This window comes from Nitrosomonas aestuarii (assembly GCF_003046585.1).
Classification (GTDB): domain Bacteria; phylum Pseudomonadota; class Gammaproteobacteria; order Burkholderiales; family Nitrosomonadaceae; genus Nitrosomonas; species Nitrosomonas aestuarii.
This window is the reverse complement of record NZ_QAAE01000009.1, coordinates 79,846-96,015: the sequence shown is the minus strand read 5'-3', so window position 1 is coordinate 96,015 and position 16,170 is coordinate 79,846. Positions and strand designations below refer to the sequence as shown.

The 16,170-nt window shown below is 44.9% G+C and carries 15 protein-coding genes; 8 read left to right on the top strand and 7 right to left on the bottom strand.

What is annotated here, in order from left to right; translation table 11 throughout:
* Positions 1 to 132: 132 nt before the first annotated feature.
* The 6 genes from fabG to C8R11_RS09395 all read right to left on the bottom strand — a co-directional run bounded on the left by fabG (position 133) and on the right by C8R11_RS09395 (position 4,664).
* Positions 133 to 870, bottom strand: coding sequence for a 3-oxoacyl-ACP reductase FabG (gene fabG, locus C8R11_RS09420; protein WP_107795475.1), 738 nt, complete (start codon positions 868 to 870; stop codon positions 133 to 135).
* A 61-nt stretch (positions 871 to 931) separates the two neighbouring features.
* Positions 932 to 1,870, bottom strand: a complete 939-nt coding sequence (gene fabD, locus C8R11_RS09415; RefSeq protein WP_107795474.1) for an ACP S-malonyltransferase — start codon at positions 1,868 to 1,870, stop codon at positions 932 to 934.
* 3 nt (positions 1,871 to 1,873) lie between these two features.
* Positions 1,874 to 2,830, bottom strand: coding sequence for a beta-ketoacyl-ACP synthase III (locus C8R11_RS09410; protein ID WP_107795473.1), 957 nt, complete (start codon positions 2,828 to 2,830; stop codon positions 1,874 to 1,876).
* Between the two features lie 35 nt (positions 2,831 to 2,865).
* Complete coding sequence (gene plsX, locus C8R11_RS09405; protein ID WP_107795472.1) at positions 2,866 to 3,873, bottom strand: phosphate acyltransferase PlsX; 1,008 nt, start codon at positions 3,871 to 3,873, stop codon at positions 2,866 to 2,868.
* Between the two features lie 75 nt (positions 3,874 to 3,948).
* On the bottom strand, positions 3,949 to 4,131 hold the full coding sequence (gene rpmF, locus C8R11_RS09400; protein WP_090702718.1) for a 50S ribosomal protein L32: 183 nt from the start codon (positions 4,129 to 4,131) through the stop codon (positions 3,949 to 3,951).
* A gap of 17 nt (positions 4,132 to 4,148) precedes the next feature.
* Positions 4,149 to 4,664, bottom strand: a complete 516-nt coding sequence (locus C8R11_RS09395) for a YceD family protein (protein WP_107795471.1) — start codon at positions 4,662 to 4,664, stop codon at positions 4,149 to 4,151.
* 41 nt (positions 4,665 to 4,705) lie between these two features.
* Between C8R11_RS09395 and C8R11_RS09390 the strand changes: the two genes are divergently transcribed.
* From C8R11_RS09390 to C8R11_RS09355, 8 genes are all read left to right on the top strand, one after another.
* The gene (locus tag C8R11_RS09390) at positions 4,706 to 5,317 is read left to right on the top strand and encodes a Maf family protein (RefSeq protein WP_181258218.1); all 612 of its coding nucleotides are present in this window, start codon (positions 4,706 to 4,708) and stop codon (positions 5,315 to 5,317) included.
* 55 nt (positions 5,318 to 5,372) lie between these two features.
* Positions 5,373 to 6,737, top strand: a complete 1,365-nt coding sequence (locus C8R11_RS09385) for a TolC family protein (protein ID WP_107795470.1) — start codon at positions 5,373 to 5,375, stop codon at positions 6,735 to 6,737.
* Positions 6,738 to 6,771: 34 nt separating this feature from the next.
* Positions 6,772 to 8,274, top strand: coding sequence for an efflux RND transporter periplasmic adaptor subunit (locus C8R11_RS09380; RefSeq protein ID WP_107795469.1), 1,503 nt, complete (start codon positions 6,772 to 6,774; stop codon positions 8,272 to 8,274).
* Between the two features lie 79 nt (positions 8,275 to 8,353).
* Positions 8,354 to 11,563 (top strand): efflux RND transporter permease subunit, encoded by a 3,210-nt coding sequence (locus C8R11_RS09375; RefSeq protein WP_107795468.1) that lies wholly within the window; start codon positions 8,354 to 8,356, stop codon positions 11,561 to 11,563.
* Positions 11,564 to 12,013: 450 nt separating this feature from the next.
* The gene (locus tag C8R11_RS09370) at positions 12,014 to 12,514 is read left to right on the top strand and encodes a hypothetical protein (RefSeq protein WP_107795467.1); all 501 of its coding nucleotides are present in this window, start codon (positions 12,014 to 12,016) and stop codon (positions 12,512 to 12,514) included.
* Between the two features lie 76 nt (positions 12,515 to 12,590).
* On the top strand, positions 12,591 to 12,878 hold the full coding sequence (locus C8R11_RS09365) for an HPr-rel-A system PqqD family peptide chaperone (RefSeq protein ID WP_107795466.1): 288 nt from the start codon (positions 12,591 to 12,593) through the stop codon (positions 12,876 to 12,878).
* A gap of 11 nt (positions 12,879 to 12,889) precedes the next feature.
* Positions 12,890 to 13,798: an HprK-related kinase A gene (locus C8R11_RS09360; RefSeq protein ID WP_107795465.1), complete on the top strand. Its 909-nt coding sequence runs from the start codon at positions 12,890 to 12,892 to the stop codon at positions 13,796 to 13,798.
* Positions 13,788 to 14,900 carry a nucleotidyltransferase domain-containing protein gene (locus C8R11_RS09355; RefSeq protein WP_107795464.1) on the top strand — a complete coding sequence of 371 codons (1,113 nt, stop codon included), beginning with the start codon at positions 13,788 to 13,790 and terminating at the stop codon, positions 14,898 to 14,900. The genes C8R11_RS09360 and C8R11_RS09355 overlap by 11 nt, the downstream gene beginning before the upstream one ends.
* A 219-nt stretch (positions 14,901 to 15,119) precedes the next feature.
* Here C8R11_RS09355 and C8R11_RS09350 read toward each other — a convergent pair whose 3' ends face one another.
* Positions 15,120 to 16,130: a PilZ domain-containing protein gene (locus C8R11_RS09350; RefSeq protein WP_107795463.1), complete on the bottom strand. Its 1,011-nt coding sequence runs from the start codon at positions 16,128 to 16,130 to the stop codon at positions 15,120 to 15,122.
* Positions 16,131 to 16,170: the final 40 nt, after the last annotated feature.

Below are 16,170 nucleotides of genomic sequence, written 5' to 3'. Positions count from 1 at the left end.
AAAGGTTTATATATTAACAAATTTTAAAAATCTGCAAAACAATAATATTTTGCTTCATAATCCTTGCAACCAGGTATTTTTGCAGGGATTTCATAAAAAAAGATTGTCTAAATTCAATTTCTCAACAATCAATTAATCCATGTACATTCCACCATTCACATGCAATGTCGATCCGGTGATATAACCCGCGGCGGATGACGCAAGAAAAGCAACCGCTGAGGCGACTTCTTCGGACCGTCCCAACCTTCCCAAAGGAACATGCTGGATCAGACTTTGTTGCTGATCGTCACTGAGCGCCCGAGTCATGTCCGTATCGATGAATCCGGGAGCAATACAGTTGACCGTGATATTACGGCTCCCGACTTCACGTGCCAATGATTTACTAAAACCAAACATACCCGCCTTGGCGGCAGCATAATTTGCTTGCCCTATGTTTCCGATTACGCCAACTACAGAAGAAATATTAATAATACGTCCATAACGCGCTTTCATCATGGCACGAAGAACTGCACGGCTTAAACGAAAGGCCGACTTAAGATTGGTTTCCATAATATCGTCCCATTCCTCATCTTTCATGCGCACCAGGAGATTATCACGGGTTATACCCGCATTGTTAACCAGAATCTCAATTTCACCATATTTTTCGCGAATGCTCGCAATAACACTGTTTATTTGGTCAGTGTCATTTACATTGAGAACAATACCCATGCCCTGTATGTTTGCTTTGCTGAGGTACTGATTAATCGCTTCTGCACCATGTTGCATAGTCGCCGTTCCAATTACAATCGCACCATGTTGCCCCAGTTTCTGTGCAATCGCCTGACCGATACCACGGCTGGCACCCGTTACTAATGCTATTTTGTTATCCAATTATGCCTCCATGAAACGAATCACGGCTTCGCGTGTGTTGATACGACATTTATTCATCCGCTTATTTTAAAATTGCAAGTGCCTCTCGGATTGCATCACTATTGGTAAACGACAAGTACTGCAAATTACGATCAATTCGTTTATTGAGCCCGGTTAAAATATTTCCCGGTCCGCACTCAGCAATATGTGTAATATCATCTGCCGCAAAAGCACGTATTGTATCAACCCAGTGTACGGGGCTGAATAGCTGCCTAGCCAGAATTTCTTTAATCGAATCTATATCATCATGAACCTGTGCATCAACATTATGCACAACAGGAATTTCGGGCATTTGTAGTATTGTTTGTGCAAACTGTTGTCGCATTTTCTCGGCGGCCGGTTTCATGAGTCGGCAATGTGACGGAATACTCATAGGCAGTATCACAGCACGTTTTGCACCTCTCTCCTTAGCCAGTTCGATGCCTTTTAATACTGCATTTCTATGTCCGGCGATAACAACCTGACCGGGTGAATTAAAGTTAGCAGGCTCAAGAGATTCCTGATCGTTTAATGCATCAACCTCCTGGCATATTGTCGTTATGACAGCATCATCCAGTCCAAGGATAGCCGCCATGCCGCCTGTGCCGTCAGGTACTGCCTGTTGCATAATCTGTGCACGAAAACGCACCAACTTAAGTGCATCTGCAAAACTGAGTGCACCCGATGCTACCAGTGCCGTATATTCACCCAGACTGTGGCCCGCCAGACGCGCAGGCATATTGCCACCCAGATTTTTCCAGGCTCGATATACGGCCACCCCGCCTATAAGCATCAACGGTTGCGTATTGATAGTAAGATTTAGATCGTCAGCAGGCCCATCGCTCACCATTGACCAGAAATTTTGTCCAAGGATATCGGACGCTTCAGCAAACGTTTCCCGAACAACAGGGAGGTCATCATAACCCGCCATCATCCCTATTGATTGTGAACCCTGCCCGGGAAATACAAACGCAAACTTCATAAATTACCAGCGGAGTAGTACCGCTCCCCAAGTGAAACCGCCGCCAACACCTTCCAGCAGTACGAGTTGATCTTTCTGGATACGTCCGTCCCTGACCGCAAGATCCAACGCCAGCGGAATTGATGCCGCCGAAGTGTTGCCATGTTTATCAACAGTAACCACAACTTTTTCCAAAGGTATACCCAGTTTTTGGGCTGTTGAACGGATAATGCGAATATTCGCCTGATGCGGAATCAGCCAGTCTATGTCCGTAGTTTTTAGTTGGCTTTCAGTTACTGCTTCCTGCGCAACATCTTCCAAAACTTTTACTGCAAACTTGAAAACTGTCCCACCTTCCATACTGATAAAAGGATTACCCTGGACAACTCCGCCACCAATACTGCCCGGAACCGAAAGAACGTCCTTATAACTGCCGTTGGCATGCAAATGGCTCGATAAAATACCAGGCGTCTCGCTTTGAGAAAGCACGACAGCCCCTGCGCCATCCCCAAACAAAACACAGGTACTGCGATCATTCCAATCCACTATTTTCGAATAAATTTCACTGCCCACAACCAATGCATTTCTGCATTTCCCAGAGCTAACAAACATATCTGCGGTAGCCAATGCGTAAACAAAGCCACTGCAGACCGCCTGCACATCAAATGCGGGACAGTTCTCAACACCCAGTTTGTCTTGCAGGATACAGGCAGTGCTCGGAAACACCATATCCGGTGTTGTCGTCGCAACAATAATAAGATCAATATCTTTACTGGTAACACCGGCCGCTTTCATTGCATTCTGGCTGGCATGAAAAGCCAGGTCGCTTGCTGCCTGGTCTGAGTGCGCAATATGACGCTGGGTTATTCCAGTACGTGTCCGTATCCAATCATCACTTGTTTCCACCATTTTTTCCAGGTCTTGATTGGTAAGAACTTTTTCCGGCAAATAGCTGCCTGTTCCGGCGATTCTTGAGTACATTATTATTTAACAGTTATCTTTAGTGTCATTCGTAATTACTTGGAAAGATCGGAGACTCGCTCACTGATACGACGCAACATACCGCCACGCACTTCGTCTGCAGCACGTTTAATGGCTGATTTAAATGCAAAAACATCAGCAGATCCATGACTTTTAATCACAATACCTTTTAAGCCCAAAAAGCTTGCACCATTATACTGACGGTGATCTACACGGCGTTTAAATGCATTGATCACCGGCATCGCAAAAACACCCGCAAGTCTTGTAAGTAAATTGCGCTTGAATTCTTCGCGCAAATAAGTTGCAAGCATTTGTGCTAATCCTTCGGATGTTTTGAGGGTAACATTCCCAACGAAACCATCACAGACAACTACATCTGTAGTGCCTTTATAGATATCATTACCTTCCACATTACCATAAAAATTAAGCCCGCTGCCACGAAGCAGGTCGGATGCTTTTTTGACGACTTCATTGCCTTTGATGTCCTCTTCGCCAATATTCAGCAAACCCACGCTAGGTGCATTCTTATTTTCCACAGAAGCTACCAGCGATGCGCCCATCACACCAAACTGCAACAGATGCTCAGCTGTGCAATTGACATTGGCACCCAAATCAAGCACATAGGTATGCCCCGCAATGGTGGGGAGAATTACGGCCAGAGCCGGTCTATCTATTCCGGGAATTGTTTTCAAAACGAAACGTGAAGTAGCCAGTAAAGCCCCGGTATTTCCGGCACTGATACAGGCCTGCGCCTCTCCTGTTTTGACAAGATTAATCGAAACACGCATGGACGAGTCTTTTTTATTGCGTAATGCCAGTGCGGGTGATTCATCCATGCCGACAACTTCACTGGCAGGATGAATTCGGATTCGAGTGCTAGATTTGAATTTTACAGCTTGCAATTCCGCTTCAATAGCGTCTGGAATACCGACTAAAATAATATTAGCTTCAGGATCTTGGCGAAGATAATCAATCGCCGAGGGCACAGTCACATGAGGGCCATGGTCCCCCCCCATGCAATCTATCGCTACAGTGATATCCAATTTCGAGGCCTTTTTGGCATGTCGTTTATCAACACTTAAAACGTAAAGCAGACCATGAATTACCGCAAAAATTATTTAATCGTCAGACTTCGTGTCAACAACCTTTTTGCCTCGATAATAACCATTTGGACTGATGTGGTGGCGCAAATGAACTTCCCCTGTGCTGGGCTCAATTGCTAACGGTGGATTCTTTAAAGCATCATGTGATCGATGCATGCCTCTTTTTGAGGGTGATTTTTTATTTTGTTGAACGGCCATATTCTTTTACTCCTTAATCAATGCTGTGTCTTTTTTAGCGTTTTTAAAACTGCAAATGGATTTTTTTTAGAACTTGAAATTTCTGTAGGCTGATAATATTCTGGTTTATGTATTTCACATTCACCTTCATTATGGCGCGATGATATTGATAAACTCAGTATAATCTCATCTTCAACTAACTTCAGCACATCCATGTCTACGGTCGCCAAAATAGCATCAACACTATCATCTGTATCAGTTTGTATCAGTTCACTTTCATTTTCAACCACTAACAAGGATGTTTTGATATCCAGCGTATGCGGCAGACTTCCGAGACAACGCTGGCAACAAAGACGTAATTCACCTTCTACTTGTATATGCAGGCAATGTTTATCCTCCTGATCAATGATGCCATTGATCCAATAAAAAACTTCACCTTCGTTTTCATATAGAAAGTCCTGTATGCGCGCAAGATCTGAGAGCGGTATTTTACCATGATGCCTTCCCGCTTTGCGCACAAAATCAAGAAGGTCTATTACAAATCGTACAGACATAAGGCGCGCATGTTATATTTTTTATCTTTCAGTGTCAAAAAATGCAAAAAAGAATTTTGAAAATACCGAAAATTACTCAAAAAATTGTCCTCGGTTCCAGCTCAATTTATCGCCAGGAATTATTACGGCGATTACAAGTTCCATTTGAAACAGCCAGTCCACAAGCTGACGAATCGGCTTTATTGAACGAACTGCCCGAGAAAACCGCTCAACGCCTGGCCGAAGCAAAAGCACGTTCTGTGGCGAAGACATATTCACAAGCTCTGATTATCGGCTCTGATCAGGTTGCAGCACTCGATGGTATCCGTCTGGGCAAACCCTTGACACATGCCAATGCTGTCAAGCAACTGCAACTGATACGTGGCAGAGAAGTTACATTCTTTACGGCTTTGTGTCTATTAAACAGCTACACAGACCAGTTGCAAACTCAGATGGTTCCTTATCATGTTAAGTTTCGTCAATTGAGTGATCAACAAATTGAAAATTATCTGGCCAAAGAACAACCCTATCACTGTGCCGGAAGTGCCAAATCTGAAGGCCTGGGTATTGCGCTCATTGAGCGCATGCAGGGTGATGACCCCAATGCATTAATTGGCTTACCGCTGATCGCGCTCATCGAAATGTTTGAAAATGAAGGCGTTGAAGTGGTCTAAGAGATTATAGAATAGCACTTTTTTAACTTATCATGAATCTTGCAAGGATTCGCACATGAATTTTAATGGATTGCTGACAGGATTATTGTTGCGACGCAACTTAAATGGACTACTTGCAATGATGACACTGGCTTTTGGACTGGTTGCAATTTCAAAAGCTGAGAACGCAATACCCAGCGCCTTTTCGCAACCACCCTTACATAGTAACGCCGTCATTTTCCTGCCTGCAGAGGAAAAGGCGCTTTCATTGCACCACGCAATCGGGCTGGCATTACAACACAATCCCGAACTGGCTTCTTTTGCAAAGGAGGCACGCGCCTTACAGGGCCTGACAATTCAGGCCGGATTGTTGCCCAACCCTGTCATCCAGTATGACAGCGAAGACGTCAGTTCCCGATCCAACGGACCCGGTGCAAGATTTGAATCTATTCGTATCAGCCAGTTATTCGAAACGGGTGGAAAGCGACCTGCACGCCAGCACGCTGCATTACTTGGACAAGAAAGTGCCGAACAGGATTACATGGCAAGGCAATTGGACTTGATAGCGACCGTCGCCAATGTTTTTTTGGATGTGCTGGCCGGCCAGGAACGCATGCGACTTGCGCTGGCTGGTCAGGAATTGGCGCAAAAAGTGGTTAATACGGCAGCAAAAAGAGTAAAGGCAGGAAAAGCCCCGCCTATTGAAGAAACACGTGCAAACGTAGCTTTAGCCACTGCAGATATCGAAGTCAAGCAGGCACAGCGCAGCCTGGCATCATTTCGCAAACAACTGGCTTTGTTATGGGGAAACCCCAAACCGTTCTATGAAAGCGTTCTCGGGAATTTAGAAACATTTATTACAATACCCGATTTTCAATCACTTGAAGTACGCATACAACAAAACCCTTTGGCATTACGCAGCGTAAAAAACCTGGAACAGCGTCAGGCATTACTAACACTTGAAAAAGCACGCCGGATTCCTGATGTCACTGTCAGCGCAGGTATTCGGCGATATGGTCATGACATACCTAACGACACCACTGCATTGGTAGGTCTTTCGATTCCTTTGCCCTTGTTTGATCGTAACCAGGGCAATCTCATGGCGGCGCAGCAGCGCATGAACAAAGCTATGGATGAACAGGCCGCAATTGATTTGCAGTTGAGAGCTTTGTTGACGCAAGCTTACGAATCATTAGTTGCCGCGGACACCGAAATCAGCATATTGCGTGATGAAATATTACCTGGCGCCAGAGAAGCATTCAGAATGGCCAGCAGAGGTTATGCCCTTGGCAGATTCGGCTTTCTGGAATTGCTAGATGCACAGCGCACATTATTTCAAAACCAGACACTCTATTTACAAGCGTTAACTAACTACCAGCGACTGATTAATGAAATAGAGCGCTTGATTGCCGAGCCCATTGAAAATATCAGCAAACCATAAAATAACCACTGCCGTATGGATTAAGGAGTCAATAGTGAGCAAAACCAATCTGAAGCCGATTATTCTTGTGATCATCATTGGCATAATTCTGGCCGGATTAATTCTGAACCTTGAAAAAACAAGCTTCTCTGAAGAAGCAGAACATAACGCATCTGGAACCGACATCGGCGATGATCATATGGAAGACGAAATCGGCCCGAAAGGCGGCAAGATTTTTACTACCGGCAATTTCAGTGTCGAGGTCACTATTTTTGAAAAAGGCGTTGAACCGCAATTCCGCCTGTACCTTTATGAAAATGGCAAACCGATTCCTCCGGCTGACGCTAAAGCAGCTATTACTTTATCGCGCCTTGGCAGGCCCGCCCAATTATTTTCATTCAACCCATTGGGCGACTATCTGCTCGGCGATCAGGTAGTAGAAGAACCGCATTCATTTGACGCCGCAATCGCCGTAGAATGGCGGGACAAAGTGTTTCATTGGGGATATAGCCAGATTGAAGCGCGTATCGAGATGACAGAAGACACCCTGGCCAGCACCGGTATTCAAATTCAAACTGCAGGGCCAGCCACCCTCAAACCCAAAGTTCAATTACCCGGTATCATTGTGTTTAACCACCACAATATCGTACGGGTTGTACCCCGGGCGCCGGGTATCGTCATTGAAGTACCGCGCCATCTGGGCGAGCATGTTGAAGAAGGCACTGTTCTGGCAGTCGTTGAGAGTCAGTTGCTGGCTGATTTACGCAGCCAGTATCTGGCTGCACAAAAACGTTTGGCATTAGCAAACGCCAATTTTATACGTGAAAAAAAGCTCTGGGAAGAAAAAATCACCGCGAAACAAGAATACCTCACCACACAACAATTACAAAGCGAAGCAGAAATTGCATTAGAACTATCCGCTGCAAAGTTGCACGCAATTGGCGAACAACCTGAAGCAACCGGTCCATTTAAAAATCTGACACGTTATGAAATCCGGTCACCTATTTCAGGCCTGATTACGACCAAATCCATTGCGCGAGGCCAGGTTATCAAGGAAGATGCAGAAATTTTTACCGTAGTTGACACCTCCACCATGTACGCTGAGTTAACGGTTTATCCAAGAGATCTTGACATTATCCGGCTCGGGCAAAAAGCTGTGATCAAATCAACAGCAACCAACATTGAAGGCACCGGCAAAATTACTTATATCAGTGCCATGTTAAATGCGCAGACACGTACAGCTATGGCACGTATCACGTTGGATAACACCTCGGGGCTTTGGCGTGACGGCATGTTTGTAAATGGCGCTGTCAGTACCGAAGAAATCGAAGTGCCAGTGGCGGTGAGGATGGATGCATTGCAAACGCTTTTTGACTGGACGGTTGTTTTTGGTCGTTACGACAATTACTTTGAGGCGCGCCCACTTGAACTGGGACGTAACGATGGTGAAATAGTCGAAGTACTTGATGGTTTATCTGTCGGCGAACAATATGCCGCAGGCAACAGCTTCGCCGTCAAAGCGGAATTAGGCAAATCCGGTGCTGAACATGATCATTAGCCCGGTTTACCGACTGACGCACAGATCGTTCAGATAAGCACGCGCGGATAATTTAAATACTAATACATGAGATCACGCTTTGTTTGAACGTATTTTACAAGTTTCCATACATTATCGCGGCCTGGTTATGGTGGCAGTTTTTGCCATGGCCTTACTCGGTATCTACAGTTATCAGAAAGTACCGATTGATGCCGTACCGGACATTACCAATGTACAAGTGCAGATCAACACAGAAGCGCCGGGTTATTCACCCCTGGAAGCCGAGCAGCGACTCACATTTCCGATTGAAACCATTATGATGGGACTTCCCCATCTAGACTACACGCGCTCGCTTTCCCGCTATGGTCTTTCACAAGTGACCGTGGTATTTAAAGACGGCACCGATATTTATTTTGCACGTCAATTAGTGAGCCAGCGCATTCAGGAGGTAATAGGACGATTGCCTGCCGGTATAGAACCGCGCATGGGTCCGATTTCAACCGGTCTGGGTGAAATTTTCATGTGGACAGTGGATGCGCAAAAGGGTGCCAGAAAACCAGACGGTACTGCTTATACGACAACGGATCTGCGGGAAATCCAGGACTGGATTATTCGCCCGCAGTTACTGACAGTCAGAGGTGTAACAGAAGTCAATTCGGTCGGCGGCTATGTCAAGCAGTTTCACGTCACACCTTATCCAGAGAAACTGATTTCTGTGGGCTTGACCATACAGGACGTGGTTGCAGCGTTAGCGCGCAACAATCTGAATATTGGCGCCGGCTACATTGAAAAAAGCGGCGAACAATATCTGGTCAGAGTGCCTGGTCAAGTAGTTAACCTGGCTGAAATCGGAGAAATTATTCTGGGAAACCGGCAGGGCGTGCCCATACGCATTAAAGATGTCGCTGACGTAATTATCGGCAAGGAACTGCGTAACGGTGCCGCAACGCAAGACGGCAAGGAAGTAGTGCTCGGCACCGTTCACATGCTGATCGGCGAAAACAGCCAGATCGTTTCTGAAGCCGCTGCACAGAAACTACAGGAAATCAATCGCTATCTTCCGGAAGGTATTGTTGCCATACCCGTCTATAATCGTACAACGCTGGTCGACAAAACCATTCAAACCGTTGCATCCAATCTGACCGAAGGCGCGATTCTGGTCATTGTGGTACTGTTTTTGTTCCTCGGCAATCTACGGGCAGCATTGATCACTGCACTCGTGATTCCGCTGTCCATGCTGTTCACCCTGACCGGCATGGTCGCCAATAACGTCAGTGCGAACCTGATGAGTCTTGGTGCACTGGACTTCGGTATTATTGTTGACGGCGCAATTGTTATTATCGAAAACTGTATCCGCCTTCTGGCCCAGGAACAAAAACGGCTCGGCAGACGTTTGATGCTAAAAGAACGATTGGACATTACCTTTTCAGCCAGCAAAGAAACCCGGCGCGCACTGTTATTTGGCCAACTCATTATTATGATTGTCTACATCCCGATTTTTGCGCTCTCGGGGGTAGAAGGGAAAATGTTCCACCCGATGGCATTTACCGTGGTCATGGCACTACTCGGCGCGATTATTCTTTCCATTACCTTTGTTCCGGCCGCAGTTGCACTCTTTTTAACAGGTGACATCAAGGACGAGGAAAATAAGATCGTCAAACGTTCAAAACAAATTTATTTGCCCATGCTCACTTGGACACTGCGCAATAGAGCATTGACGATCACACTGGCACTTACAGTCATCATTCTTTCGGCATTACTTGCAACTCGCTTGGGCAGTGAGTTTGTACCCAGCTTGAATGAAGGCGATATTGCACTTCATGCTATTCGTATTCCCGGTACCAGCCTGACAACAGCAATCGAAATGCAGAATAGTCTTGAAGAAAAAATCAAAACGTTTACTGAAGTCGAGCGTGTTTTCTCCAAAATTGGCACACCCGAAATTGCAACCGACCCCATGCCACCAAGTGTCGCCGATATTTTCATTATTCTCAAAGATCAGAAAGAATGGGAAGGCCCTTATCGCACCAAGGCCGAATTGATCACCGCCATGGAAAAGGCAGTCAACGATGTACCGGGTAATAACTATGAATTTACCCAACCGATACAAATGCGCTTTAACGAATTGATATCCGGTGTGCGCGCAGATGTGGCCATCAAAATCTTTGGCGATGACATGGATGTATTGCGTGATGTCGGCGATGAAATTCTTGCACTCATTGAAACAATCCCAGGTGCTGCAGATGCAAAAATTGAACAGCTTAGCGGATTGCCCATGCTGTCAATTCAAATGGACCGCGCCCAAATGGCACGTTATGGTTTAAACGTATCCGATGTACAAAATGTCATTGCAATCGCGATTGGCGGCATGCCGACCGGTTTAATTTATGAAGGTGATCGCCGCTTTAATCTGGTTGTGCGCTTACCGGAGCAATTACGCGGCGATATCGAGGCGCTCAAACGCCTGCCGGTTCAACTGCCCAACGCTGTTTTGAACATACAGCAGGGCCAGGCTACGCCGCCCGCTTATCTGACACTGGGGGATGTTGTTGATTTCAATGTCATCGAAGGACCCAACCAGATCAGCCGTGAAAACGGCAAACGAAGGGCAATTGTCAGCGCGAATGTGCGCGGCACAGACCTCGGTACTTTTGTGCATGAGGCGCAAGCACGTATTGCAGAAGAAATAAAAATTCCATCCGGCTACTGGATCGCCTGGGGTGGCCAATACGAACAGCTGGTTTCTGCAACGGAGCGCTTGGTCATTGTAGTACCCGTTGCACTGGGCCTTATTTTCATCCTGCTCTATTTGATGTTTGGGAATCTGCGGGATGGGTTACTGGTCTTTACAGGCGTACCTTTTGCACTTACGGGTGGCATTTTAGCACTGTGGCTGCGTGATATTCCGTTCTCGATATCTGCTGCTGTCGGTTTTATTGCTTTGTCAGGTATCGCCGTATTAAATGGCTTGGTACTGTTAACATTTATTCGAAATTTAAGGGAAAAAGGTTACACACTGGACGATGCCATTAAAACAGGCGCACTGACACGCCTGCGACCGGTATTGATGACGGATCTCACTGACGCTATTGGTTTTCTGCCAATGGCTCTGGCTATCAGTATTGGCGCAGAAGTACAACGACCGTTAGCCACTGTTGTCATTGGCGGCACATTTACTTCAACAGCTTTAACGATGCTGGTGCTGCCAGTCTTGTATCAAATTACTTACCGGAAGAAGATTCTCAAAAAAGGACCGCTTGATTCACCGCGCAAGTTAAAGTATCAGAAAAATGACATACGCGAAACCTGATCAATCCATTAGCTGACGAATAACAACGCTTTGCCTAAACTGCAACCCGCTGACATAAGCAATTAATCTGTGTTTTCCCTAACACGTTTTAAAAAACAGGACAACAGGGTACGAGAATTCATTCTTTTTTTGTCGAAATAATTTACACTTAACATTGCAACGATTCACGAAGGCTCTGATCTACACAATAACTAATTGTATTTATTGTATTAAAATAATTTTTCAAAATTGGCCTGAAATTTGCTTCTACTTATAGTGAAAACTAATTTCGGTATGATATCGTATCGTCAACCGAGATAACTGATAAACTTAATTACCTTGAATGAATGTTGCCGAAGTTTAACTGATCATATCAACATACTATATCAGGGCTATGCATTCTGTTATTTCGTAGCGCATAGTTGATAATGAAAGGCAAACAATTCTTTTTACCAAAGAGGTTAAATCAGCATGAGCAAAAAACCACCATTTGAGCATCATACAATTGATGCGGCGGCAAAGCAGAAAGCACCCGCAGACAACAATCTTCGTAAACAAAAAAGACGAATGCTGTTGAAAGGTACTGCTGCGTTGCCAGTAATCATGACCTTACATAGCGGCGCAGCTCTGGCCCGAACGAGCAATCTTGCCGGACCAGCGGCCCCCGGTGATGATATTGCAAAACAGAATTTAGGTGATGGACGTGGCGACCGCGTAGTTTGCATGCACCCCAATCCAGCAAAAGCTGAACAGGAATTGGGGGGCAATGCGCCTCCTTACGATCTTGGACCAGCACCCAGTGGTCATTTGGAACACAATTCATATGTCGATGCGAATGGAGATACTCAACCGTTTTCTGACATTGAACAGGCAATGAATTGTCAGACAAATAATGGCGGTATCGCAGTTTCAGCTACCGCATTTACGTCTATCTTGAGCAAAAGTGGAGCTACAATTGATACAACATGGTAGCCACATAGACAGTGAACTCAGAATAGACGTCCAATCCTGTAAACCTTCTTTTTGAAATAGCACTCGCTCATTCACTATGTCGACGCACTCTTTCTGGCAATCAAACAATTTTCAAACCTTACTGATTGAGGACTGGGGGGGTGAATATACAGTGTTTCAACCCGACTCGGGTAAAACACATTATCTTAATCAGATGAGCATGCATATACTTTCTTTCTTGAATCAACATTCGGCCTCAGTGTTCGACATCAGCAGCCATCTGGGTGAACAATTTGAACAGAATTCCGATAAAGAATTTCAACAAAACATTCAAAAAATACTCTATCATCTTGATGCATTAGGTCTCATTAAGAAGGTGAAATAGGAGTTTCAGGCATGATGGTAAATCAAATTCCATTTGAGGAATTCCACATGCTGCTTTCAAAACAAGGGCTCAGAGTAGCAGTTGGCCCCTTTAATATTTGTATTCATACAACGCATAAGCCGCTCGCTACCAAACTCTACATGCTTTACCGGCATTACCGGCTGGCACAAGATGAAATCGCAGAGTTTCATGTGCGTATTGTCATTGAGCGTTCCTTTAGCAACCCGCTAACACGAAAAGTGCGCTTTCTTCTGGATGGACAATCTCCTTTTGAAAGCTTTCCGCTGGAACAAGCACTTGCGGTATTGGAATGGGGAATCAACCTAGCCATAGCCGTGCGCGTCAATCATTTATTATTACTGCATTCTGCTGTTGTAGAAAAGAATGGTCATGTTATTTTGCTGCCCGCCTGGCCTGGAAGTGGAAAAACCACATTATGCACGGTGCTGACGCATCGAGGGTTTCGTTTGTTTTCCGATGAATTCGGGTTGATGGAACCGCATCAAGGGATTTTTTATCCGATACCTCGCTTGATGCCACTCAAAAACGAATCTATTGAAGCAATCCGGAACTATCTCCCCGAGGTCGTCATGGGCCAGCTCATACCTAATACACAGAAAGGCACGGTTGCGCACGTCTGTCCGTCGAAGGAAAGCATACAGCTGTCAAAACAAGTCGCAAAGGCCAAGTGGATTATTTTTCCTAAATGGATTGCTAATGCACCTTTGAAAATTGAAGCCTTATCTGATGCACAAGCATTTATGTTGCTGGCGAGTAACGCATTTAATTATGAAGTGCTGGGCGCCACAGCATTCCAGGCTGTAACGCATCTGATTTCAAGCTGCAATAGTTACAAACTGGTTTATTCCGATTTTGATGAAGTGATAGCAGCCCTAAAAAAATTGGTCGATGAAGTCTAATCAAATACGACATCATCAAATCTTGCAGCAGGCATTATTATATCCTGAACGCCTCATTGGTTATAGTGATGCAGAGTGGGAACTGCTTATTAGACTCGCAAGACGTGTAAAGCTGCTTGGCCGCCTGGCTTTAACGCTAAAAGCAAATGGACTTTGGGAAAAAGTACCGCCTCGAATTGCAAGCCAGCTGAAATCCGCACTTGTACAGATTAAAAAAATGCAGCAACTGGCTCATTGGGAATTAAACAGGATTTTATGGGCACTGGAGGATTTCGATACATCCATTATTGTACTCAAAGGTGCGGCTTATGGACTGGCTAACTTACCTTATTCTGAAGGACGATTATCCGTCGATCTTGACATTCTGGTGCCTAAAAATGATTTAGCTGACATTGAATCTTTACTCATGATAAAGGGCTGGCAACATCGAACACTTTCAGCATACGATGAGCACTATTATCGAGTATGGAGCCATGAAATTCCTCCACTTGTTCACGCTGAACGCGCAACCGAAGTAGACATACATCATACACTGACACCTTTGACAAGTCGTTTAAAAATTGACATCAAACTACTATTTGATGCTGCCATACCGATCAAAAACACAAGAATCAAAACGCTTTGCCCGGTTGACATGGTCATTCATTGTGCAGTCAATTTATTCCAGAATAACGAAATTGCAAACGATCTTAGAGACTTGTTGGATTTACATGATTTAATCGTTTTTTTAGGCACAAAAGAGCCTGAATTCTGGATGCAACTGACTGATCGCGCCAACCAGTTGCAATTGGGTCATATTCTTTTTTATGGCCTGTATTTCAGTCAAAATATATTCAAAACACCTGTTCCCACAGGGGTCGTTGATCGATTGCATTCCAAACCAAATTTCATGAAACGTTGGGCAATGCGCTGGCTGGTTCCACTCGCGCTATTCCCCCAGCATCCAGACAAGCCGATGGAATCAGCAGCATTAGCTCGCCACTTACTCTACCTACGCAGTCATTTCATACGCATGCCACTGTATATTTTGCTGCCACATCTGTGCTACAAAACCTTACGGGGCTTATTCATGAAAAAACACAGTATTGCGCAACAACGATAATACTGTACTTTCAAAATCCTGGTCTCCCCGACACCAAATTAATTTTTAGAACCCAATCACCTAAAAGCATTGGATCAATTACAAATTGAATTCCAGAACTGCAGTTGAGTGTTGAACGTGGCTTTGATAAGCTGCAATCCGCCATGCGGGTGAACGCAATCGCGCCCAAGTTTAAATACTCAAGCATCAATTTTTACACCCGACATATCAGGCAATGTGTCATGCACTGACTGTTAGAAAATTACCGCGTTCCTGTTCAAATTTGATTGTCAGAAAGCGTACGCCTACAGAAATATAGGCTTCATCGGATTGCTTATGCACGACTTCAACAACAGCTTGAAAATTTGGTGCATCTATTTTGAGAACGTCATCCACATTCAGTGAGACATCGGTCAGGAATCGCATACCCATCGGCGATAAATCCTGGAAAATTCCATCATAGGGCACATCCGGCCAAAACAAATAAAATCTGAATTCACCTTGTACGCTAACCCGCATGATTGCACGATGCGCTTGTTCGACTGGCTCATTGTTGGCAACAGGCAGCGGACTAGCACATTCGAGACATATATCATTCTGATAAGGGCTCAATTGCTCTGTATAAAGAGTATGACAGAAAATACAATAATGCTTGTCGGTTGTAGCATTCAGTTCAGAATAAAGTACAACCTTATCACTGACAACTGGTTTGAAGTCATTTGCATGTTCATTTACTGGAAGCAAATTTTTTGTGGAAGATAACAAGCTACCAGTTAGCAACGTATCGTAGCGACTGCGTACAACCGGATTTACAAGTACCGAATAGGCTTCGTCCAGTAACTCCAGGTCTTGGTAAGGATACTTCGTTAATGCGTGATAGCTTGCAATAATGATTGCCACAGGCGCATCAGGCTGTACCTGCAATATGCGATAATAATTTCGGCGATTCTTTTTCGCTGTTTTTCCAGACCGGTCTGGAAAGCTTTTTACTGTACCTGCAGCGAATGGCCCCAAGCTTAATTTCCTGATCGGGTAACGCTTTTGCAGTCCGCGATCATAATCAGCGCGACTTAATGGATCCTGAAGTACTGCATAAGCAGTATTCAGCACATTAGCCTGCAAATCTGCCAAACTTTGATCGGGATGCAATTTCAACTTTTGCATCAATACACGGTGATTTACTTTAATAACCGCCAGCGGTGCATCCGGTTGTGCACAGAGTGTCCGATATAAGTTGCGCCTTTCTTCCATAATGCAACCTTGCAGGCTTTTGCTTGAAATTAAAAAAAAT